Here is a 21,993-nt window from a genome sequence, read left to right as displayed (position 1 = left end):
TCAGTAACGCACCGTGTAGGAGAAGCTCGGCCGAGGCAGGCGGTTGAGCCGGCGCCGGACCTCGTCCATGCGCACCAGGCGCGCGTCCTCGCCCGTGACGAAGCCGTCGACGAGCGCCCGGCCCGCGGCCGCGTCGCCGGCGGCCTTGATCCGGCCCACGCGGCGCATCAGAGCCTCCACCGAGGCGGGCAGGCGGTCGAAGTCCACGCTGAAGAGCTCGCGCTCCCCCACCCGGCCGAAGGCCAGGGCGCCGTCCTTGAGGAAGCTCCCGATCTCGACGGCGGCGAGCTGGCTGTAGGGCTTGGGGTTGTCCCCGTCGCTGAACATGCCCTCGGCGATGTGGCCGAAAGCCCAGACCAGCTCGTGCGCGTAGATCTGACGCGCGCGCTCGCCGCTGACGAGGCCCTTGCGCCGCAGCAGGTCCACGTACCACAAGGCCGCGGTCTGGGCCTTGAGCTCCTCCAAGACGCCGTCCAGGCGGCCGCCGAAGATTTCGGAGGGCAGCTTGCCGCCGACCTTGGTGTTCGTGTGCGGCCCCAGGTTGTGCGCGGCCTCGTGCAGGATGGTGCCCAGGACGCCCGGCTCGTCGTCGTCCGGATAATACTTGAGCGCCTCCGGGGCCAGCAGCTCCCGGGCCTTCTCGCGGCTCAGGCGGCGGGATTCCGGGTTCGCGGTGATGTTGGTCATGACCATGGTGCGCCGCCGGCCCTGCTCGGCCACCTTGCCCCAGTTGGGCAGGGACTGGCCCGCGATGGCGCCCAGGCCGGGCCGGGAGTCGCCGGCGTTCAAGACCACGGCGATGAAGTCCGGCAGCGCGAAGGACGCTCGGCGCGCCCGGTAGGCCGGGCCGATGAGCTCGGCCAGGGAATCCTCCAGCTCCTGGCGCAGGGGCGTCAGCTTGTCCTGCCAGGACAGCGCCGCCGAGTCGACGCGGGCCCAGGCCAGATGGAAGCCCGCCTTCTCCTGGCAGGCCTCGAAGCTCGTCTCGTCGGGTCCCACGCGCAGGTACCACTTGCTGTTGCGGCCGTTCATGTCCGCCCAGGCCTCGTCGGCCGCGGCCCAGTCGCCGCTCTCGAAGCCCCCGGCCGCGGCCAGGAGGTAGCGCTTGAGCGCGGCCTCGTCGCCGCCGAGCCCGGCCGCGGCCAGACGCAGCTCCGCGGCCACGCGGCGCATGGGACCGCCGTAGACGGAGACCAAGGGCCGCGCCTCGGGCCGCCCCTCCTTCTCGCGGACCACGGTGAAGGGGTCGAGCAGGGACTTGCCCTCCGGCCGCTTGCCCAAGGACTCGCACAGCGCCGCGTCCTGCTCCCAGCCGGGCGGATAGGCGTCCGAGAGCTTCTTGGGGAAGGTGGGCAGCGCGCTGCAGAAGGGGTCGTTCTCGGTCTGCGGCGCCTCGCACCAAGGGCCCTGGTTGCGCTCGAAGAGGGCCCGGCTGGCGGCGTCTCCCTCGGGGACCAGCGCGCGCAGCTTGAGCGCGCCCTTCTGCTCGGCGTAGAGCTCGTCGATGAGCTTGGCCGCGGCGGCCAGGTGCGCGGCCAATGACCGCTCGGCCGCGGGAGACTGCCGGAAGTCGTTGTAGATGACCACGGGCAGGCCCTGGTCGAGCTCGCGGCGCACCGCTTCCATGCGCCGGGCCTGGACCAGGCTCAGATAGGCGGCATGGAAGGCGTTGCTCAAGGCGCCGCCCGCGACGTAGACGGAGAGGTCCGCCTCGCCCACGGGCAGCAGCGACTGCGGCGCGGGCAGGGGCCCGGCATCCTCGCCGGGCTGCCAGTAGAGCGGCACCCCCTGGGCCGCGGCCAGGCGGTTGAAGTCCTCGCGGGCCAGCGCCGGGACGCCGTAGGCGGTCACGGCGCGGGCCGGCCCCGTCGTGAGCAGGAGCGCCACGGTCAAGCCCAGCCAGGATCTGTTCATGTTCTTCTCCCTCCAGCGCGCGCCAGGACCATGAGCCGCTTGGAGCCCTGGCGCAGGGGCTCCCCGGCGAAACCGCCCCAGAAGCGTACGGGCTCCAGGCCCGCGCGCCGGAGCAAGGCCGACAGAGAAGCCTGGTCGTAGTTGTGCAAGGCGAGCCGCCGCTCCAAGCGTCTGCCGTCGGGATAGACGCGCACCCAGCGGGTCGCGATGCGCCGCCCCCCGGCCAGCAGCTTGCGCTCCTCCAGGAGATAGCCGCCGTCCAAGGTCGTCCAATCCCGCGCCGTGAAATTGCGCGTGACCCAGCCTCGGTGCATCATCTCCATGAACAGCAGGCCGCCCGGCTTGAGGGCCCGGCGCACGCCCCGCAGCACGGCCAGGTTCTCGCTCTGCCGGTGGAAGTAGCCGAAGCTGGTGAAGAGGTTGATGACCGCGTCGAACTCGGCGCGGAAGGGGAGCGCGCGCATGTCCGCGAGCACGAAGCGCACGGGCAGCTTCAGGCGCCGGGCGCGCTCGCGCGCCCTGCGCAGGTAGGGCTTGGAAAGGTCCAGGCCGGTCACGCGCAGCCCTTTGCGGGCGAGCAGCAGGGAGTGCCGCCCCGGGCCGCAGCAGAGGTCCAAGAGCGCGGCCCCGCGTTTGAGGCGCAGGGCCTTCATGAGGAAAGCGGCCTGCATGGGAGCCAGGGCCAGGTGCAGCTTATCGGCCGGGTCGAAGAACTCGGGGGTGAAGAGCTTGCGCCACCAGTCCTTGGGGACGCGGAGCGCGGGAGGCTTCACAGAGTGCCTTGGTCCTTCGCGGGAAGAATACCAAATCCGGGCGGACAAGAGGCGGCAGGTCAGAATCTGTTAGAATCTGTCCACGGAATCCCGGGAGACAAATCATGGCGGATAGAAAGCGCATCTTAGTGGCGGAGGACGATCTGGACCTGCTGGAGCTCCTCAGGACGGAGTTCACCGCTCAAGGCTACGAAACCCTCACCGCCGTCGACGGCAAGGAAGCCCTGCGGGTGGCTCTGGCCGAGAAGCCCGACCTCATCCTCCTCGACGTGATGATGCCCCACATCGACGGCTACCATGTCGCCAGCGAGGTCACCAGCAAGCTGGGACCCGAATCCCCCCACATCATCATCATGACCGGCCGGGACACCATCCGGGAGCAGGGCATCGCCATGATGAGCGGAGCCCACGAGGTGGTGCAGAAGCCTTTCGCGATGGCGGACCTGCGCCGGCGCGTGGCAGCGGCCCTGGGGTGAGGCGGGGGCCAGCGGGACCGGCCAGACGCCGGTTCCTCGTCGGAAAATGGTGCGCTCGATAGGAATCGAACCTATATACCAAGCTTCGCAGGCTTGGACACTATCCATTGTGTTACGAGCGCAGTATCAGGAGCGAAGGTCCAGATTATAACTAATTTCGCCGCAGGAGGGCCACGGTCTCCACATGCTCCGTGTGCGGAAACAGGTCGAAGACCTCCAGGCGCTCCAGACGGTACGCGGCGCACAGCGCCTCCAGGTCCCGCGCCAAGGACGCCGGGTTGCAGGAGACGCAGATGACCGTGCCGGGCCCCTGGGCGGCCAGCGCCGCGCGCGCCGTCGGGTGCATCCCGGCCCGGGGCGGGTCGCAGATGAGCACCTGCGGCTCCAAAGCCAGCAGCGCGGGCAGGAGGAATTCCGTGGAGCCGGAGTAGAATTCGGCGTTGTGCAGCCGGTTGAACCGCGCGTTGGCCTTGGCGTCTTCGACCGCGGCCGCATTGGATTCCACGCCCACGACCTTGCGGCAGCAGTCCGCAACGGAAAGCGTGATCCCGCCTCCGCCGGAGTAGAGGTCCAGCACCGTGCCGGCCTTCTCTTCCTTGACCCAGTCGCGCACCAGGCCGTAAAGGAGGTTGGCGGCCCCCGTATTGGTCTGGAAGAAGGAATGCGGCGAGATGCGGAACTCGAGCTCCCTGTCGTCGAAGCGCAGGACCTCGGTGATATGCCCCGGACCGGAGAGCACCTCCAGCCGGTCGCTGACCGCCACATCCGAGACCTTGTCGTTGATCCCGCGCAGGATCGTGGCGGCGGGGTAGGCCTCTGCGACGGCCGCCAGGAAGGAATCGGCCGGGAAATCCCCCGGAGCCGTCACCAGGTTGACCATGCGCTCGCCCGTGTTCTTGCCCTCGCGCAGCACCAGGTGGCGCAGGAAGCCCGTCTTCTTGTGGCCGTTGTACGGGGCGAGCCGCTGCGACTCCGCCCAGGCGCGCACGCGCGCCAGCAGCGGCGCCGTCTCCGCGGAAAGCAGGAAGCATTCCCGCAGGTCCAGGATCTCGTACCAGCGGCCCTTGGGCTTCATGCCCAGCTTAACCGTGGGCCCGCCCGTCTGCGGGGGATAGACGTCCCCGAAACTGAACTCCATCTTGTTGCGGTAGAACCAGATGTCCGGCGAGGCGTGGGTCCTGGGCTCGGGGATATCCTTTATAGAGGCCAGGGCCGCACGGACCTTCTCGGTCTTGAGCCGGAGCTGCTCCTCGTAGGGCAGGTGCTGGCTGGCGCAGCCGCCGCAGGTCCCGAAATGGGAGCAGCGCGGGCTAATGGCCGGGCGGGGAGAATTTGAAGAAGCAGACATCGCCGTCCTTGACGACATAGTCCTTGCCCTCGGAGCGGATGAGGCCCTTCTCGCGCAGGGCCGCCTCGGAGCCGTGCCGGTCGAGCTCCGCGAAGGGATAGACATCGGCCTTGATGAAGCCTTTCTCGAAATCCGTATGGATGCGCCCCGCGGCCTGCGGGGCCTTCCAGCCCGAGGCGAGGTTCCAGGCGCGAATCTCGGCCTCGCCGATGGTGAAGAAGCTGATCTGGCCCAGCAGCTTGTACGCCGCCACGATGACGCGCTCCAGGCCGGGGGCTTGCAGCCCCATGTCCTTCAGGAATGCCCCGCGCTCCTCGGGCGGCAGCTCCGCGAGCTCGGCCTCGAGCTTGCCGGTCAAGGCGATGCAGCCAGCGCCCCGCGACCGGGCCAGCGCCTCCAACTGCTCCGCCAAGGCCGGGTCCGTCTTCTCATCCGTGTTGCCCACGAAAAGCATGGGTTTGGCCGTGAGGAAGAAGAAGTCCTTGACCGCCTCCGGGGGCAGTCCCAACTGGCGCACGGTCTTGCCCGCCTGCAGGCCGGGCTTGACCTTCTCCAGCACGGCGAGGGCGGCGCGCGCCTCACCTACCCCGGTGCGGGCCTTGGTGACGAGCTTCTCCATGGCCTTCTCCACCGCGGCCAGGTCGGCCAGGATGAGCTCGGCCTCCACCACCTCCACGTCTCGCCGCGGGTCCACTCCGCCCATGGTGTGGACCACGTCCGGGTCGTGGAAGAGCCGCACCAGCATCAGCACCGCGTCGACCTCGCGGATGTGCGAGAGGAACTTGTTGCCCAGGCCTTCGCCGGCCGCAGCGCCTTTCACCAGTCCCGCGATGTCCACGAAGCGCACCGTGGCCGGGAACTTCTTCTTGGCGGGGAAGAGGGCGTGCAGGCGCTCCAGGCGCGCGTCGGGCACGGCGACTACGCCCACGTTGGGCGAAAGAGTGGTGAAGGGGTAGTTGGAGGCGGCCGCGTGGCCGGAGGTCAGGGCGTTGAAGATGGTGGACTTGCCGACGTTGGGCAGGCCGACGATGCCGATCTCCATCCCAGCCATCTTATCAAAGTTGCGCCTCCCGACGGACTTCTTCTATACTTTCCCCATGAAACGAGCTTCCCTCGTCGTCGCTTTGACTTCGTTGTTGGCCCAGGCCGGTTACGCCACGGAGTGGCACGTCCTGGGAGCGCGGGCCATGGGCATGGGCGGAGCCGGCGTGGCCGTCGCCGAGGGCCCAGTCGGGGGCTACTGGAACCCGGCCTCCTTGGGCCGCGCCGAGAGCCCCTCGGGCGTGCAGGTGCCGGCGGACGTGCATGCCGCGCTCACCGGGCAGGTCATCGAGGGCGCCAACGACGCGCACGACATCATCAGCGACTGCCAAAAGACCCCGGTCGGGCCTCTGTGCGCCCAGCCCAACATCGACTCGGCCTTGGCCAAGCTCAACGACCCGAACAACGGCCTGCGCGCCGACGCGGCTTTGGGCGCGCACGTCAAGATCGATAAGCTGGCCGTGTTCGTCAACGACCTGGGCTATGCCGCGGCCGTGCCCAAGATCGACAACACCAACACCACGGCCGCCACCTTCGCCAACAACCAATCCGAACTCATCATCAAAGGCCTCTCCGTGACGGAGATCGGGGCCGGCTACGGCCGGGAGCTGCCCTGGGTGCCGGGCCTGTTCGTGGGCGGCAACCTCAAGATCCTGGTGGGCAAGGCGGGCTGGTACGACTACTCCCTCAACGCCAACTCGCCCGGCGCGTCCAACGCCCTCAACAAGTTCATGAGCGGCGCCAAGACCAGCGTCCAGCCCGGCGTGGACCTGGGAGCTCTCTGGGACGTGCACCGCACGCTCGAGATCGTGCCCTTCCAGCCGCGCATCGGCATCACCGCGCGCAACATCAACAACCCGCAGTTCTCAAACCCGGACCAAGCCAAGCTCGCGGGAGCGCCCTCCAATTACTCCCTGCAGGGCAACGCGCGCCTGGGCGTGGCCGTGAGCCCCCTCAGCTTCTGGCACCTGGCGGCAGACGCCGACCTCACCAGGAACCTGACCTCGGTGGGCGGAGTGGCCAGCCAGTACGCGGGCGTGGGCACCGAGGTCAACCTGGGCAACAGCCAGAACTTCAACGTCCCCCTCCGGATCGGCCTGGCGCGCAACTTGGCGCAGTCCGGCTCCAAGACCTCCCTGACCGGAGGCTTCGGGATCCACTTGCTGCACTTCATGGTGGACGCCTCGGCCATGGTCTCGCCGTCGCGAGTGCAGACCAAATCCGCCCAGAAGAACGAGAAGATCCCCGCCGAGCTCTCCCTCGGAGTGCAGGTGGGCATGCTCTTCGGCGGCGGCAAGGACGCGGCCAAGGCGGAGTAGGCTTCTCGCCGCCGGTTCCGTCAGGGGTGCCCTTCCCCGGCGCTGCGCGCCGGGGATTTCAATGCCAAGCCCAGCGCTTGATGAACCCCGCGGCCAAGCCCCCGAACACCAGGTTCGGAGTCCAGGCGGCGGCAACGGGCGGCAGGCGACCGCTCGCCCCCAGGGCCTTGCCCAGCTCTATGAACCACAGGAACAGGAAGGAAATGGCCATGGCCACGCAGAAGTTCACGACCATGGGGCTGCGGCGCAAGCGCATGGCGATCGGGATGCCCAGGGCGCAGAATATCACGTTGGTGAAGGGATAGGCCACCTTGGCGTGAGCCGCCACCCGCAGTTGGGTCACCGGCGCGCCCAGCCGGCGCATGCGCCGGCTGTAGCTCAAAAGCTCCAGCAGCGACATCTCGTCCGGATCCACAGTCTTGGGGACCAGGGTGCGCGGCGGCAGGTCCAGCTCCGAGACCTTGCGCTTGAAGGGCGTCTCCCGCATCACCCCCTTGTCGAAGATGCGCTCCACGCCGTCAAGAAACACCCAGCGTCCGAGCGAGGCGTCCCAAGACGCCTTCAAAGCGTCGAGCTGGCGCGCCACGCCGTCGGTTCCCACGTCCTCCAGGACCGGGCGCTCCAGCTGGCCGGCCTTGACGAACAGGGTCTGGGCCGAGACGAAGCGCTCCGGGCCCACCACGAAAGCCACCCCCTGGAACACGTCCCAATCCCATTCCGGGTAGATCCGGTCCTCCCAAAGCTGGCGGACGCGGTGATAGCAGGCGGGCAGGATCGTCTCCTGCGCGGCGAAGCACAGGACCGTGACGGCCAGAGCGCAGCCCACCAGAGGCTTCCAGAAGGTCCGCGACTCGAAGCCGCAAGCCTGCCCCGCCAGCCACTCCCCGCTCTGGATGAAGCCCGTGATGGCCACCAAGGTCGCCAGCAGCGTCGCCATCGGGATGATGCGCACCCCCCAATAGGGCACGTCGAGCCAAAGGTACTGCAGGATGATCCAGAGCGACGCATGGCTCTTCATGAGCTGGTGCATCTTATTGAAGAGGTCGCCCAGGAAGATGAGCACCGCGAAGAGCCCCAGCCCGAACAGGAAAGGCTTGCTGAAGCGCCGCACCATGTACCAGGAGAAGATGCTCATCGCGACACCACCCTCCGGGTCAAGACCGCGCCCAAGGCCAGGGCCGCGACGTCGGCCAGCCAGGGAGCGGACCGGGAGAACCGGTCGTTGCGGCGCCCGATGCCCACGCCCACCGCCACCAGGCCATAGTAGGCCATGAGCACCAGCAGGCTCGCCGCGAATCCCAGACCGCGGCTGTGGCGCTGGAAGCGCAGGCCCAGGGGCGCCGCGATCCAGAAGAAGACGAAGGGAGCCAGGGCCACGGCGCTGCGCATGGCCAGTTCCACCCGGTATTCGTTGCGGGACTGCGCGTCGCGGCCCGGCTCGGCGATGCCCTCGCGCAGCTGCGCGGAAGTGATCTCCGGGATGTCGAGCGATTCCCGTCCCTCCGGGGTCCCCGCCACGGGCACGCTCAGGCGGTAGCGGCTGAAGCGGCCCGCGGTGAACCGCTCCGGCTCCTTGTTGGGCAGCTGCAGGACGCCCTGCTCGAGCCTCAGGTCCAGCGACTTGCCCGGCGTTATGGTGAGCAAACCCTCACGGGCGCTCACGCGCAGGCCCGCGTCCTTGGCGTTGGCGCGCACCAAGTAGACGCCCTCCAGGCGCCCGGTGTCGGGGTCGGCCTTGCGCGCGTAGAGCTTCCAGGGGCCCAGGCGCAGGAACGAGCCCGGCTGCAGCTCGACCTTCGAGACCTGCTGGGCGGCGATCGTGTACTGCTTGCGGAAGGAATGGAAACCCTCCGGGGCGATCTTGTGATTGAGCAGGAAGAGCGCTGCGCTGCAGGCCGCGGCCATGGCCAAGAAGGGCCAGGTCAAGTCCCAGAACGAGAACCCCGAGGCGCGCAGAGCCGTGATCTCGCCCTGCTCGCTGAGCTGGCCCAAGGTCACCATCGTGGCCACCAGGAAGGCCATGGGCAGGGCCAGGCTCAGGAAATACGGCAAGAGCCGGAAGAAGCAGCCCAGGATCCAGAACAGGGAGATGCCCTTGAGCAGCGCCATGTTGAAGAGCCGCAGGAAGTTGTTCATGAGCAGGACGCCCGTGAACACGCTCAGGCACAGCAGGAAGACCGGGGCGAAAAGCCGCAGGCAGTAGCGGGGCAGGATGCGCAGTGGGGCTTCGAGGGTCCCGAGCACGCTAGAACACGTCGACCAGTTCGATCTGGACCGCGCGCTTCTTGCCGCCGCGCAAGAGCGCGAACTCGACCAGGTCTCCGACCTTGTGCCGGTCGAAGGCGTTGTAAAGGTCGTCGTAGTCCTTGACCGGCTGGCCGTCCATGCCCACGATGATGTCGCCCAGCACGAGCCGCCCCCGGGAGGCGCGCAGGCCGCGCACTCCGGCCAGGTCCGCGGGCAGCCCCGGCTCCACGTCGCGCACGACCACGCCGTCGGCCTGGCCCAGGAGCTGGAGCGTCTGGTCGTCGCGCAGCACCGAGATGCCGATGCCGGGCTGGGCCGCATGGCCGTGCTTGATGATCTGGGGCACGACCCTCTTGATGATGTCGACCGGGACGGCGAAGCCGATGCCGGCGCTGGCCCCGCTGGGAGAGTAGATCATCATGTTCATCCCGATGAGCCGGCCGTCCGAGTCCAGCAGCGGCCCGCCCGAGTTGCCGGGGTTGATGGCCGCGTCGGTCTGGATCATATCGCGGATGGGGACGCCCGCGACGCTGCGCACCTGGCGGCCCAACGCGCTGACGATGCCCGTGGTCAGGGTGTTGTCCAAGCCGAAAGGGTTGCCGATGGCGAGCGTCTTCTGGCCGACCTGCAGGCGGCCGGAGTCGCCCAGGGCCAGGGGGAAGATCTTGCCCGGGGCCGCCTTCACGCGCAGGACGGCGATGTCCTTGCGCTTCTCCACCCCCACCAGCTCGGCCTGCAGCTCGGTGTGGTCCTTGAGCGTCACCAGGAAGGCGTCGCCGCCGGCCACCACGTGGTAGTTCGTGACGATGTGCCCGGCGTCGTCCCAGACGAAGCCCGAGCCGCTGCCCTGGGGGATGGCGAACTCGTCCATGTAGAAGTCCTGCCGCACCGCGATGTTGGTGACGAACACGACCGCGGGGGCGGCCGACTTGAAGACCGCGATGGTGTTCTGCTCCTCGGGGTTGAGAGCCGCGCCCAGCGGGGAGGCCGCCAGGGACAGGATGACGGCGAGGGCCGCGGATCGTCTCATCAGGTCAATTTTATATAATTGCGGCCCCTTTGAGGTCTATGCCATCAAGGAACGGATCGTCCCCCGCCTGGCGCGGCCGCGCGCTGGGCCTGGCCTTGGTCGCGGCCCTGTCCGTGGTGATGCATCTCAAAGGGATCTCCTCGCCCCTCGCGGACGTGCATTATTGGCGCCAGAGCTACACGGCTACGCTGGCGCGCAATTTCCATGAGAACGGCATGCGCCTGCTCTGCCCCCAGATCGACTGGGCCGGCCCCTACCGCGGCTTGGCGGCGACGGAATTCCCCCTCTTCAGCTGGCTGACCGCCCTGCTCTGGCCCCTGGCCGGCCTCGGCGAGCTGTGGGGGCGCCTGCTCGCGACAGCCTTCTCGGCGCTGACCGCCGTCTATCTGTTCCTGCTCCTGGAGGAGGACCTCGGCCGCGAGGCCGCGCTCTACGCCGGGATCCTGTTCTCCTTCCTGCCCATCGAGATCTTTTTCGGCCGGACCGTGCAGCCCGAGGCCATGGCGCTGTGCGCCACGGTCGCGGCCTTCTATCATTGGCGCCTCGCCCTCGGACCCGCGCGCCCTTGGGCGCACTGGGCGGCCGCGACGCTGGCCGCCTTCCTGGCCGTCTCGCTCAAGCTCCCCTACGTCTATCTGTTCGCCCCCCTGGCCTGGCTCTCCTGGGAGCGGCTGGGGCGCTCGTTCTGGCGCGACCTGCGCGGCTGGGCGGCCTTTGGGCTGGCCTTAGCCGGGACCGCCGCCTGGTACAAGCACGCCAGCACCGGGACCTTCGTCATCCCCTCGAAGCCGGGGGAGTTCGGGGCCTTGCTGAACTACAAGCTCCACTATATCCCGCGGCAGTTCATCTCGCGATTCCCGGAGCTCTGCGCCACCCACCTGGGCCTCCTGCCGCTGGCCGCCGGAGCCGTACTCTTCATGCGGCGGCGGCTGTTCTTCTACGAGGCCTGGTTCGCGGCATTCGGCTTGAGCCTGGTCGCGGGCGGCTCCTATACCTTCGACCATGAATACACCTCCCTGCCCTGGGCGCCGGTCAACGCGGCCTTCATGGGCGCGGGCCTGCTCCTCCTGCGCGAGAAGGCCTCGGCGCTGCGCCCGCGCCCCAAGGCGTGGGCCCTGGCGGGCCTGGCCCTCCTCGTGGCCGGCATGCCGGTCTACAGCGTGCTGCGCATCCGGCGCTGGTACAGCATCGGCTCTCCCGCGCTGGTACGAGCCGCGGCGGCCGCGGATCGCGTCAGCGCGCCGGACGACCTCTTCCTGTGCAACTCGGTCCATTTGCCGCTGTTCCTCTTCTATCTGCATCGCCGGGGCTGGGGGGTCGGGATCGAGGGGGACCCCGCCGCCGCATGGGCCGAGCTGGATCGGCGCATCGCCGCCGGGGCGCGCTTTTTCTTCGCGCCGAAATCCGGCCCCTTCCAGGACCGGGAAGGGGAGACGGCGCGGCGGTTCTATGCCCGCTTCCCGGTCGCCTACGACCAGGACGGCCTGCTGATCTTCCGGCTGCGCTGACGGTTCAGCGCAGCCGCGCCCGACCCTAAGGGATCGACAGCCAGCCGTTGGAGAGCGTCAGCCCCGGAAGCTCGATGGCGAAGGGGGTCTCGGTGGTGGGCGTCAGCGGCCTCCGGAAGGTCCGGAAGGGCGCCAGGAAGAAACCCGGCAGCTGGTTCGCCCCGGACTGGGCGTTGATGATCTCGATGCGCAGCGCGGGCGGCGAGGTCTCGAGGCGCACGGAGGCCTCCGCGCCGACCTGGATATTGCCCAGCCGGCCGCGCAGCCGCGCCGTCTGGTCCAGCTCCAGCCCCGAGATGCGCAGGCCCGGGAAGCGTCCCTCCAGAAACGCCCGCGTGGACTCGCGATCGACCCGCAGGGAATTGATGCGCAGCTTTCCCAGCTTGAGGAAGCGGACGTCGCCCCAGGTGTTGGACCCGTGCTCGTAGATCGGCTGGAACAACAGGTCCTCCAGCTCCGCCTGCACGCCCGCGACGCGCAGGCCGCCCGCGCGGACCTCCGCGGCGGAGGCCTTGGCCCAGCGGAACACGGACCGCTGCGCATCCCAGCCTCCGAACTCGATGACCAGATCCGTGACCTCGAACTGTCCCGAGGTGTAGAACTGGTAGCGGTACCGGCCCGCCGGCACGGGCGGCTTGGCGCGGCGCTTCTGCTGGAAGAGCACGGCCGAGGAATCGTCGGGCAGGGGCCAGCGCCGGACCTCCGCGTAGGCGGCCGAGAACCAGCCCTCCGGGTCTTTGATGGTCTTGACCGCTTCCGGGAGCTGCGGTCCGCGGGCGCCGGCCGTCTTCCAGGGGCCGTCCTTGAGCAGCAGGAATTCGGACAACTCGCACAGCCGCATGCCGGGCTGGCGGATGTGCACCCCGGCGATCCCGAGCCGGCGGGCCTCCCACTCGAAGGTGGTCTGGTTGAAGCGCGCGGAGTTGGCCACCAACGTAAGGTCGGAGAACGCTTGCTGCGGGTCGCGGCGCAGTTGGGCCTCGCGCAGGATCTCGTCGACGCCCCAGTCCTGACGGAGCGGAGGCTGGCTCGGGAAGAGCAGGATTCTGGCGGTGGGCAGAGGGATGGTGATCGTCGAGAGCATCCCCGAAGTGAAGTTGACCATGGTGAAAAGCTGCACCAGCGCCAGGACCCAGACCAAAGCTCGTGGCCAAGCGCCCAGGCCCGCCACGACCAAAGCCGGCAGGCAGGGGATGAGGCAGCGCAGTTGGGGGTCCGGCGCCAGGCACCAAAGCAGATAGGACGCGACGAACCACGCCACCAGCACCCAGCCGCGGTGCCAGTTGCGTCGGAACTGCGGGACGCACAGGCCCGCCAAAGCGAAGGCGAAGAACGGCGCACCCAGGCCGTTGGCCATCGGAACGAGATAGCCCAGGATGGCCCCGCCCTGCCACAGCGCGCTCAAGGAGATGCCCGAAGACTGCAGCACCCTCACCAGCAAGGCCGGAAGGTGCGCCGCGTACCAGGGTAAGAACCCGGCCCAGGCCACCGCGGCCGCGGCCAGGACCTTGAGCCGGCTGCTCGGCCGGTACAGGGCCCGCAAGCCCATGTAAAGGACCGGCAGGAAGTAGGAGGCGAAGCTCCAGCCATGCAGCATCCCCGCCGCGAAGACGGCCCCGAAGGCCAAGGAGGCGGGCCACTTGCGGAACTCGTCGCTGCGCAGCAGAGCCCAATAGCCCGCCGCGGTCACGGCCACGAGCGCCAAGTCCGCGACCTGCGTGTGCAGCAGCTCCTGCAGGGCCGGCGACCCCGCCAGGATGACCGCGGACAAGAGCGCGGTCTCGTCAGGACGGAAGTGCCAGGCGATGCCGAAGACCGCGATGCTCAGCAGGGCCAGATAGAACCAGTTGAGCCAAAGACCGGCCCCCGCGGGGTCGGGGCCGGTGCAGAAGCGCCCCAGCAGCATGAGATAGAGCGGCGGCGCGGCGGCCGCCCGCGCCTCGGGCGCGGCATGGGACAGAGCGGCCCAGCCCTGCGCCGGGGCGGCCTCCCGCAAGTCCAGGGCGGCCTGCAGGTTGGCCGCCGGCTCCCACGCGGGCGGCTGGGCGTCGGCCCGCATATACGAGCGCAGAGCCAGGGCCTGCCAGGACAGGAAGAAGGCCAAGCCGACCAGGCTCAGAGCCAAGGCCCGGGGAGACGGGCGCGCATCATCCATAGGCCCCTAGTATATATTTTTTGTACAATTCGCCAGCCTAAACCACTATGATCGCCTTGATCCTGATCGGAGGGGCCGGGACGCGGCTGCGGCCTTTCACCTGCGATTTCCCCAAGCCGCTGTTGCCCGTGGTCAACCGCCCGTTCCTGGAGTACCAGTTCGACGTGCTCAAGCGGCACGGCGTGCGCGACATCGTGCTGTGCACCGCCTACAAGCCGGCCTGGTTCCATCGCATGCTCGGCGACGGCCGCGGGCGCGGCCTGCGCCTGCGCTACGTCCACGAACGCCGGCCCCTGGGCACGGGCGGCGCGGTCAAGAACGCCCAGCCGCATATCGGGCAGACCGTCCTGGTCTTGAACGGCGACGTGCTCCACACGCTCGACGTGACCGCCTTCCTGCGCTTCCACCGCCGCAACCGCGCCGACCTCTCCATCGCGCTGACCCGGGTCAAGGACCCCACGCTCTACGGCCTGGTCGAGACCGAGCCCTCGGGGCGCGTGCGCCGGTTCCTGGAAAAACCCTCCTGGGACGAGATCGTGACCAACACCATCAACGCGGGGGCCTATCTCTTCGAGCCCTCGGTGGTGGCGCGCATCCCGCCGGGAGTCAACTACTCCTTGGAGCGCTCGCTGTTCCCGCACCTGCTCGAGGACGGCGCCCGCCTTTTCGGCTACGTCTCCCGCGGCTACTGGATGGACATCGGGACCGTGGACAAGTACCTCCAGGTCCACCTGGACATCCTGGGCGGCGCGACGCGCCTGCCCCTGCCGCCGGGGCATCGGCGCCCGGGCCTGCGCGCGGGCCGGGGCGTGCGTCTCGGGCGGGAGCTCACCTTCGACCGGGAAGGCCTCACGGTGCTGGGCGACCGGGTGCGCGTGGCCGACTTCGCGCGCTTCTCCCGGCGCGTCTGCGTGGGCGCGGGCTGCGAGATCGGCAAGGGGGCGGCGCTGGAGGACTGCGTGGTCCTGGCGGGCGCGCGCATCGGCGACGGCGCGGCCCTCAAGGGCTGCGTGGTCGGCCCCCGCTGCCGCGTCGGACACCACGCCGTGATGTCTGCGGGCACGGCCCTGGCGGGAGGCTCGACCTTGCGGCCGTTCAGTCAGTTCTGATTCGGGAGGATCCATGGATACCATCAGGTTCGGGACGGACGGCTGGCGGGGAGTCATGGCGCGCGACTTCACCTTCGAGAACGTGCGCCGCGTGGCGCAGGCCATCGCCGACCATCTGCACGACGAGATCCTCAAGTCCGCCAACCGCAAGAAGACCCCCTGGGCCGCGCCCGTGGTGGTGGGCTACGACCGCCGCTTCCAGTCCGAGGCCTTCGCGCGCGAGATCGTCAAGGTCCTGGAGGGCAACAAGCTGGGCGCCGTGTTCCTGGCCGAGTCCTTGCCCACGCCGGCGGTGAGCCTGCTGACCCAGCGCAGCAAGGGCCTGGGCGTGGTGGTGACGGCCAGCCACAACCCCGCCGCCTACAACGGGATCAAGATCAAGTTCGCGGGCCAGACCGCCCCGGAGTCCTTGACTGGGGCCATCGAGGCCTGCCTCGACCGCACCCAGCCCACCCGCGCCACCGAGATCAAGGCCAAGTCGGGCCGGGAGGCCTATCTGCAGTATCTGCGCGCGAAAGCGAACCTCCCGATCATCCGGGCGCGGCTCAAGAAGCCCTTCGTGATCGACTATCTCTACGGCTCGGCCGCCGGACTCCTGGAGGAGGTCCTGCCCTCCCCGCGCCTGATCGCCATGCACTGCGAGCACGACCCGCTCTTCGGGGGCCTCCCCCCCGAGCCCGTGGCGGACAATCTCAAGGAGCTCTGCGCCCGGGTCAAGGCGGAGAAGGCCGTGATCGGCATCGCCCTGGACGGCGACGCGGACCGCGTGGGCGTGGTCGACGAGAACGGCACCTACCTGACCCCCTGCCAGGTCTTCCCCATGATCGTGGACCATCTCCTTTCGCGCAAGAAGCTCAAAGGCAAGATCGTGCAGACGGTGTCCTTAGGCTGCATCGCTGCGCGCATCGCCAAGGCTCACGGCCTGCCGTTCGAGGAGTTGCCGGTGGGCTTCAAGCACGTGGCCGAGCGCCTGGCCTCGGGCGGCGCGGTCATCGGCGGCGAGGAGTCCGGGGGGTACGGCTGGCAGGGCGGCTTGGCCGAGCGCGACGGCCTGCGCAGCGCGCTGCTGCTCTTGGAGATGCTCGCGATGTCGGGGCGCACGACCTCCCAGCTCTGGAAGGAGATCGAGTCCAAGTACGGGGCCTCGCATTTCAAGCGCCTGGACCTGCGCCTGCACAAGCCGGTGCTGGACAAGGCGGCCTTCGCGGCTAAGCTGATCAAGAAGCTGCCCAAGAAGATCCTGGGCGCGGAGATCCAGTCCTTGTCCCAGATCGACGGCCTGAAGATCATCCTGGCGGGCGACCAATGGCTGCTCATGCGGCCCTCGGGCACCGAACCGCTCATGCGCGTCTACGCGGAGACGGACTCCGCCAAGCGCACGGCCGAACTCCTGGAACTGGCCAAGAAGTGGATCGGGCCCACCTTGGCCTAGCCCATGGTCAAAGCCATCGTGTTGGCGGCCGGCGCGGGCACGCGCCTGCGGCCCCTGACCTATGAGACCCCCAAGCCCATGGTGCCGGTGGTCAACCGGCCGGTCATCCACCACGTGCTGGACAACCTCCTGCGCCACGGCATCAAAGAGGTGGCGGTCAACCTCTTCGCCCACGCCGACCAGGTGCGCGGCTACTGCGGCGACGGCTCGCGCTGGAGCCTCAAGATCCGCTACTCCCCGGAGCCCAAGCTCATGGGCACGGCGGGCGCGGTCAAGAAGGTCGAGCCCTTCCTCAAGGACGGACCCTTCTTCGTGATGTCGGGAGACGGCCTCTCGGACATCGACCTTACGGCCATGCTGGCCTTCCACCGCAAGCATAAGTCCCTAGCCACCATGGCGGTCAAGGCCGTGGATTCCCGCTTCGATTACGGCGTGACCCTGCTGGGGCCTTCCGGCCGCATCCGGGGCTTCAAGGAGAAACCGCTCTGGAGCGACGTATTCTCCAACATGGTCAACACCGGGATATACCTCTTCGAGCCCGAGGTCCTGCGCCTCATCCCGCGCGGCAAGGTCTACGACTTCGGCCATGAGCTCTGGCCCAAGCTGCTGAAGCTGCGCAAGCCCATCTACGCCTACGAGTGGAAGGGCTACTGGACCGACGTGGGGAACCTCTCCGAGTATCGGCGCTGCCAGATCGACGCCCTGGACCGCAACATCCACATCAACATCCCAGGCACCGAGGCGCGCAAAGGCGTCTGGGTCGAAGGCGGCAGCGCCATCGACCCCAAGGCGGTCCTGCGCGCCCCTTGCCTCATCGGCAAGGGCTGCCGCATCGAGGCCGGAGCCCAGATCGGGCCCTACACCGTGGTGGGAGACCGGGCGCTGATCTGCGCCCAGGCGAAGCTCGACCACTGCATCCTCTTCGACAACGTGACCGTGGGCCAGGACGTGCACCTCTCCAACTGTATCCTGGGCGCCAACGGCCAGGTCCGGGAGAACATCACGGTCTACGAGGCCGCGGTCCTCAACATCCGGGAGTAGCCGCCGGGCGGCCGGCTAGGGCGCCGCGCGGAAGCTCCCGACGAGAGCCTCGAACTGCGGAGCGGTGAGCTCGCGCGCGCCTTCGGGCGCGGAATGCGCCAAAGCGAAGAATCCGTCCTTGACCGGGATGAGCACGGTGAGCTCGCTGCGGGCCTCGGGCTTGAGCGCGCCGATGTGCGGCCCCTTGCGGACCTGGCTGAACTCGAAGGCCTCCCCGCCCGGCCAAGCCCTGGGCTTGAGGGCAGTGACCTGGCCTCCGACCGTGGCCTGGGCCCGGGCATAGGCCTGGGGAGAGTCGAAGACGGAGCCCGCCTTGAGATATTGGTAGATGCTGATGGAAGCCGAAAAAGGCGTCGTTCCGGAGGCCGGACCCAGGAAGGTGACGCGCTGGGCCCCGCCCTGGTCTTCGAGGACGCGCCAGTCCGCGGGGGCCTGGCAGGTGAAGAGGTGCTGAGGCTGCTGATAGATGGCCATGCCGGGGGTCTCTCCTTGACGGGCGGGTGGGGGGCTGGCGGCCTTGCGCGAGCAGGCCGCCAGGCACAGGCAGGCGGCCAGGGCCAAGCGCGCGGGCCTCATCGGCCCTTCCTCCCGGGCTTGGGCCGCAGCTCCTCCACGCGACGCTGGAGCTCCTTATCGTTGAGCTCCTGGGCGTAGCCCTCGGCCTGCTTCAAGGCTTCCTTCCGGTCGTCGGCGTCCTCGGCCTCCCGGGCCAAAGACAAGAAGAGCTCGGCCAGTCCCCGCATCCCCTCCTGGCGCATCTGCGGGTACACGGTCTTGTCGAACTCCGCGACCCGCTTGCGCGCGGCGGACTCGGACTTCTTCATCTCCTCGGTGCCGCGCTGGTAGCCCAGCAGCTTGATGGCCTGGACCAGGCGCTGGTGGAGCCCCTCGCCCATGAACTTGCGGGCCACGCCCACGCGCTGCTCCTGCAGCTGCAGGGCCGTGGGAAAATCGGCCGAGGACTGGGGCCAGTTGGCCAGGTAGCGCTGGGTGATGTCGTTGCGCCAGAGGTCGGGGTTGGCCAGGAACTGGCGGTAGCTGTCGAGCATCTCGTCCTTGGCCGCGGACTTCGGATCGGCCAGCAGCCGGGCGTGGAGCCAGCGGACCTCCATGAGGAAGGCCTCGTGCTCGTTCTCGATCGCGTTCACGCCCGGGACGTTGCCGCGGTCGCCCTCGCCCATGAGTCCTTCGCGCCGGTCCTGCCAGGCGTGGGTGAGTTCATGGAGGAAGGTGGTTCCGTTGGCCGCGACCGCCTTCTGGAAGGCCTCGGGATGAGCCAGCAGGTAGGCCGCGAACTTCTTGGAGTCGGCGAGCTCCCGGCGCAGCTTGGGCTGGTCTTTCGCCGGCACGCCGTCCATCAGGGCGTCCTCGATGATCCGCTGGTTGAAGACCACGGATTTGTTGGAGCTGCTGTAGACGGCCATGGCCTTGGGGTCGATCCTGAGGATGAGGAAGTGGGGCAGGTCCAGCTCGCCCTTGCGGTCCCGGAAATGGTCCAGGAGCTCCCGGCCCACGGGGTTCTTCATGAGCTCGTCGGCCACCGAGGCGCGCAGGGTCTGGCCCAGCCTCTTCTCCGTGTCGTCGAAGTAGACCTTGGCGGCGTAGGCCGAGGTGGGCTCGGCCTTGACGGGCAGTGCGTTGCCGACCCAATCCTTGAGGGTGTTCTGGCCGTCGAAGAAGCGGGTGGAGGCTTCGTAGGCCTGCGCCGCGTCCGCATGCAGCGAGGAGGCGCTCAGCCCGGGCGTGGTCAGGGTCTTGACCAGGCTGGGCGGCAGGGCGCCGGGATAGGCGTCGACCAGGGCTTTGACCTGGGTCTGGGCCTGGGGGGAGAGGGGTTTGCCGGGTTCCTGCTGGGAGAGCAGCAGGGAGAGCTTGGCCAGGATGGCGTCCTTCTGGCCGAGGAGGGTGTTCCGGCGGGAGACCTCGATATCCAGGACCGTGAGGGGCTGCTTGCTCTGGAGAGAGAGGATGTGCCCGGTGTCCTCGTCGAAGCGGTTGCCGGCGTAGAGCAGGCCGTCCTTCTCCTCGTCGTTGAGGGATTCCTTGTGGAAATCGAACGGCGCCCGGTACCGGGCGAGGTCCGGCGCGGCCAGCTTGTCGACGCTCAGGCCCAACAGGGAGAAGGACTTCCGTTCGTCCTCGGTCAGGGGGCTGGCGCCGGTCTCGGACGGGGCGGCGGCCGAGCGGGCGGACACCACCGGCCAGGCCGCCAGCAGGGCCAGGCAAAGGACGGCGCACACGCGGGGGCGAGGGGTCATGGGATGCCTCCGGCACTACTAAGGATAGGGCCTGGGCCCGGTCTTGTCAAGGACCACGAGTCCACCGCGGGATTGAGTCGCAGGCGGGATATTTCCTATCATCTTATCTCCCAGGCGGCCGCGAGCCGTCGATAATCCACGGCAGGAGGAAGCATGCAGCGCGACAACGGCAAGTACTTTTTCACCTCGGAGTCGGTCACCGAAGGCCACCCGGACAAGGTCTGCGACCAGATATCCGACGGCGTCCTCGACGCGGTCATGAAGGACGACCCGACCGGGCGCGTGGCCTGCGAGAGCTTCATCACGCGCGGCATGGTCATCGTGGGCGGCGAGATCACCACCAAGACCTTCGTGAACGTCGACGCGCTGGCCCGCCAGGTCATCGAGGAGATCGGCTACGACCATCACAAGTACGGCTTCGAGGCCGCGACCTGCGGCGTCATGAACTGCATCGGCCGCCAGTCCCCGGACATCGCCCAGGGCGTTGACACCGGCGGAGCCGGCGACCAGGGCATCATGTTCGGCTACGCCTGCCGGGAGACGCCCGAGTTCATGCCCCTGCCCATCATGCTGGCCCATAAGCTCTGCCGCAAGCTCTCCGACGTGCGCCGCGCCAACGGCCTCAAGTACCTCGGGCCGGACGGCAAGTCCCAGGTGACCGTGGAGTACGTGGACGGCCGCGCCCTGCGCGTGGACACCGTGGTCGTCTCCACCCAGCACACCACCGAGATCCTGGACCGCTCCGGCAAGCAGATCACGGACAAGGCCCGCGCCGAGATCACAGAGGCCATCATCAAGCCGGTCCTGGGCAAGCGCCTCATGGACAAGGACACCAAGATCCTCATCAACCCCACGGGCAAGTTCGTCGTGGGCGGCCCGGTCTCCGACACCGGCGTGACCGGCCGCAAGATCATCGTGGACACCTACGGCGGCCGCGCCCCGCACGGCGGCGGCGCCTTCTCCGGCAAGGACCCGACGAAGGTGGACCGCTCCGCCTGCTACATGGCCCGCCACATCGCCAAGAACGTCGTGGCCGCCGGCTTGGCTGACGAATGCACGGTGCAGCTGGCCTACGCCATCGGCGTGGCCGAGCCGGTGGGAGTGTACTTCAACACCCACGGCACGGGCCAGGTCGACGAGAGCCGCATCGAGGCCGCGGTGCGCAAGCATTTCGCGCTGACCCCGCGCGGCATCATCGAGTCCCTCAAGCTGCGCCGGCCCATCTACCGGGCCACAGCCGCCTTCGGCCACTTCGGCCGCGAGGAGAAGGGGTTCGAGTGGGAGAAGACGGACAAGGCCGAAGCCCTGCGCGAGGAGCTGCTGGGCAAGGCTCCCTCCAAGGCGGGACGCAAGGTCCTCACGGCGGCCTGAGGCCGCCGTGGGCAACTCCACCATAGAGGCGCCGGGCTGGAAGCACGCCCTGCGCCTCTGGTGGTCCTTCACCTGGCGCTGGCCGCTGGTGATGCTCGTGCCGCTGGTGCCCGTCGCTATCCTCGTGGCGGTCTTCAAGCCGGAGCAGGCCACGGCCCTGTTCCTGGCCCGCGCGGTGGCCTGGCCTTTGGCCTTCGGAGCCCAGATCTGGGTGTTCCGCCAGCTGCTGCGGGTCGATTACAAGGACTTCTCCGTGCGCGCCGTAGAGCGGGTTCCGTTGAGGGATAGCGGCTCACCCCCCAACGGAACCGGCGGCCCCCCCTGAGGGGGGGCCGCCGGTTGCGCGGCACCCACAGGGTGCCGCGCTCGTTGTTCGGACGCCGCCCCTGGCGGCGTCCTCATCAGGAACAAACGGCGGCGGCCCGGTGTCCAACAGAATAGGCGAACAGGAGCTCCTGGCTCAGACCGCGCAGCTGGTCTACAACGTGGCGCTGCGCCTGACCGGCAACGCCGCCGACGCTGAGGATCTGGCCCAGGACTCGCTGATCCGGGCGCTCAAGGCCCTCCCCGGTTTCCGGGGCGAGTCGGGCCTCAAGACCTGGGTCTACCGAATCACGGTCAACACCTGGAAGAACCGGGTGCGCTCCGAGAAGCGGCGGGGGTTCTGGAAGACGGTCTCTTTGGGCCTGTTCACGGGCGAGGAGGGCGACGAGGAGGCTCCGTTTCCGGCCGACGATCCGCCCCTGGACCAGGGCCTGGAGAAGGCGGAGCAGGAGGCGCAGGTGCAGTCAGCGCTCATGGAGCTCGATGAGGACAGCCGCGGCATCATCGTGCTGCGCGAGATCCAGGGGCAGTCGTACCAGGAGCTGGCCGAGGCCCTGGGCGTGCCGGAAGGGACGGTCAAGTCGCGCCTCTCCCGAGCCCGCGAGGCCTTGAAGGCCCGGCTGCTGAAGAAGGTGGCGCCGTGACGA

Annotated in this window: 19 protein-coding genes and 1 tRNA gene; 9 read left to right on the top strand and 11 right to left on the bottom strand. The window is 68.7% G+C overall.

Features of this window, described 5'->3' with window-relative positions:
* Positions 1-1,914, bottom strand: coding sequence for a hypothetical protein (locus tag NTY77_16795; protein MCX5797150.1), 1,914 nt, complete (start codon positions 1,912-1,914; stop codon positions 1-3).
* Entirely contained in the window at positions 1,911-2,687 is a 777-nt protein-coding gene (locus NTY77_16790; GenBank protein MCX5797149.1) for a methyltransferase domain-containing protein, read from the bottom strand. Before NTY77_16790 ends, NTY77_16795 begins: the two co-directional genes overlap by 4 nt.
* A 104-nt stretch (positions 2,688-2,791) precedes the next feature.
* On the opposite strand from NTY77_16790, the gene NTY77_16785 reads away from it, so the two are divergent.
* Positions 2,792-3,163, top strand: a complete 372-nt coding sequence (locus NTY77_16785; protein ID MCX5797148.1) for a response regulator — start codon at positions 2,792-2,794, stop codon at positions 3,161-3,163.
* A 47-nt stretch (positions 3,164-3,210) separates the two neighbouring features.
* On the opposite strand, the gene NTY77_16780 is transcribed toward NTY77_16785, so the two are convergent.
* The 3 genes from NTY77_16780 to ychF all read right to left on the bottom strand — a co-directional run bounded on the left by NTY77_16780 (position 3,211) and on the right by ychF (position 5,553).
* Positions 3,211-3,285, bottom strand: a tRNA-Arg gene (locus NTY77_16780).
* A 29-nt stretch (positions 3,286-3,314) separates the two neighbouring features.
* Complete coding sequence (rlmD, locus tag NTY77_16775) at positions 3,315-4,511, bottom strand: 23S rRNA (uracil(1939)-C(5))-methyltransferase RlmD (GenBank protein MCX5797147.1); 1,197 nt, start codon at positions 4,509-4,511, stop codon at positions 3,315-3,317.
* Positions 4,474-5,553, bottom strand: coding sequence for a redox-regulated ATPase YchF (ychF, locus tag NTY77_16770; protein ID MCX5797146.1), 1,080 nt, complete (start codon positions 5,551-5,553; stop codon positions 4,474-4,476). Before ychF ends, rlmD begins: the two co-directional genes overlap by 38 nt.
* Before the next feature lie 55 nt (positions 5,554-5,608).
* Between ychF and traF the strand changes: the two genes are divergently transcribed.
* Complete coding sequence (gene traF, locus NTY77_16765; GenBank protein ID MCX5797145.1) at positions 5,609-6,871, top strand: conjugal transfer protein TraF; 1,263 nt, start codon at positions 5,609-5,611, stop codon at positions 6,869-6,871.
* Between the two features lie 58 nt (positions 6,872-6,929).
* On the opposite strand, the gene NTY77_16760 is transcribed toward traF, so the two are convergent.
* The 3 genes from NTY77_16760 to NTY77_16750 are packed head-to-tail and all read right to left on the bottom strand — an operon-like array spanning position 6,930 to position 10,148.
* On the bottom strand, positions 6,930-8,006 hold the full coding sequence (locus tag NTY77_16760; protein ID MCX5797144.1) for an LptF/LptG family permease: 1,077 nt from the start codon (positions 8,004-8,006) through the stop codon (positions 6,930-6,932).
* On the bottom strand, positions 8,003-9,115 hold the full coding sequence (locus NTY77_16755; protein ID MCX5797143.1) for an LptF/LptG family permease: 1,113 nt from the start codon (positions 9,113-9,115) through the stop codon (positions 8,003-8,005). The genes NTY77_16760 and NTY77_16755 overlap by 4 nt, the downstream gene beginning before the upstream one ends.
* A gap of 1 nt (position 9,116) precedes the next feature.
* On the bottom strand, positions 9,117-10,148 hold the full coding sequence (locus NTY77_16750; protein ID MCX5797142.1) for a trypsin-like peptidase domain-containing protein: 1,032 nt from the start codon (positions 10,146-10,148) through the stop codon (positions 9,117-9,119).
* A gap of 38 nt (positions 10,149-10,186) precedes the next feature.
* On the opposite strand from NTY77_16750, the gene NTY77_16745 reads away from it, so the two are divergent.
* The gene (locus tag NTY77_16745) at positions 10,187-11,656 is read left to right on the top strand and encodes a glycosyltransferase family 39 protein (GenBank protein ID MCX5797141.1); all 1,470 of its coding nucleotides are present in this window, start codon (positions 10,187-10,189) and stop codon (positions 11,654-11,656) included.
* 25 nt (positions 11,657-11,681) lie between these two features.
* On the opposite strand, the gene NTY77_16740 is transcribed toward NTY77_16745, so the two are convergent.
* Positions 11,682-13,811 (bottom strand): hypothetical protein, encoded by a 2,130-nt coding sequence (locus NTY77_16740; protein ID MCX5797140.1) that lies wholly within the window; start codon positions 13,809-13,811, stop codon positions 11,682-11,684.
* Positions 13,812-13,858: 47 nt separating this feature from the next.
* Here NTY77_16740 and NTY77_16735 point away from each other — a divergent pair, with 47 nt between their 5' ends.
* Genes NTY77_16735 through NTY77_16725 form a run of 3 tightly spaced genes read left to right on the top strand, consistent with a single transcriptional unit; the run spans position 13,859 to position 17,393 of the window.
* Positions 13,859-14,920, top strand: a complete 1,062-nt coding sequence (locus NTY77_16735; protein ID MCX5797139.1) for an NDP-sugar synthase — start codon at positions 13,859-13,861, stop codon at positions 14,918-14,920.
* A gap of 13 nt (positions 14,921-14,933) precedes the next feature.
* Complete coding sequence (locus NTY77_16730) at positions 14,934-16,352, top strand: phosphoglucomutase/phosphomannomutase family protein (GenBank protein MCX5797138.1); 1,419 nt, start codon at positions 14,934-14,936, stop codon at positions 16,350-16,352.
* Between the two features lie 3 nt (positions 16,353-16,355).
* Entirely contained in the window at positions 16,356-17,393 is a 1,038-nt protein-coding gene (locus NTY77_16725; protein ID MCX5797137.1) for an NDP-sugar synthase, read from the top strand.
* Positions 17,394-17,408: 15 nt separating this feature from the next.
* Here the strand turns inward: NTY77_16725 and NTY77_16720 are convergent, their stop codons facing one another.
* Together NTY77_16720 and NTY77_16715 are read right to left on the bottom strand one after the other, a co-directional pair.
* Positions 17,409-17,969 carry a hypothetical protein gene (locus tag NTY77_16720; GenBank protein MCX5797136.1) on the bottom strand — a complete coding sequence of 187 codons (561 nt, stop codon included), beginning with the start codon at positions 17,967-17,969 and terminating at the stop codon, positions 17,409-17,411.
* The gene (locus tag NTY77_16715) at positions 17,966-19,651 is read right to left on the bottom strand and encodes a hypothetical protein (GenBank protein MCX5797135.1); all 1,686 of its coding nucleotides are present in this window, start codon (positions 19,649-19,651) and stop codon (positions 17,966-17,968) included. The genes NTY77_16720 and NTY77_16715 overlap by 4 nt, the downstream gene beginning before the upstream one ends.
* A gap of 153 nt (positions 19,652-19,804) precedes the next feature.
* Between NTY77_16715 and metK the strand changes: the two genes are divergently transcribed.
* The 3 genes from metK (at position 19,805) to NTY77_16700 (ending at position 21,990) form a co-directional block, all read left to right on the top strand.
* Positions 19,805-21,022, top strand: coding sequence for a methionine adenosyltransferase (gene metK, locus NTY77_16710; GenBank protein ID MCX5797134.1), 1,218 nt, complete (start codon positions 19,805-19,807; stop codon positions 21,020-21,022).
* A 7-nt stretch (positions 21,023-21,029) separates the two neighbouring features.
* Entirely contained in the window at positions 21,030-21,347 is a 318-nt protein-coding gene (locus NTY77_16705; protein ID MCX5797133.1) for a hypothetical protein, read from the top strand.
* A gap of 100 nt (positions 21,348-21,447) precedes the next feature.
* Positions 21,448-21,990, top strand: a complete 543-nt coding sequence (locus NTY77_16700) for a sigma-70 family RNA polymerase sigma factor (GenBank protein MCX5797132.1) — start codon at positions 21,448-21,450, stop codon at positions 21,988-21,990.
* The last annotated feature ends 3 nt before the right edge of the window (positions 21,991-21,993 follow it).

This window comes from Elusimicrobiota bacterium, from assembly GCA_026388095.1.
GTDB lineage: Bacteria > Elusimicrobiota > Elusimicrobia > UBA1565 > UBA9628 > UBA9628.
Note: the sequence above shows the minus strand (reverse complement) of the source record. Positions and strands in the feature narration are given on the sequence as shown.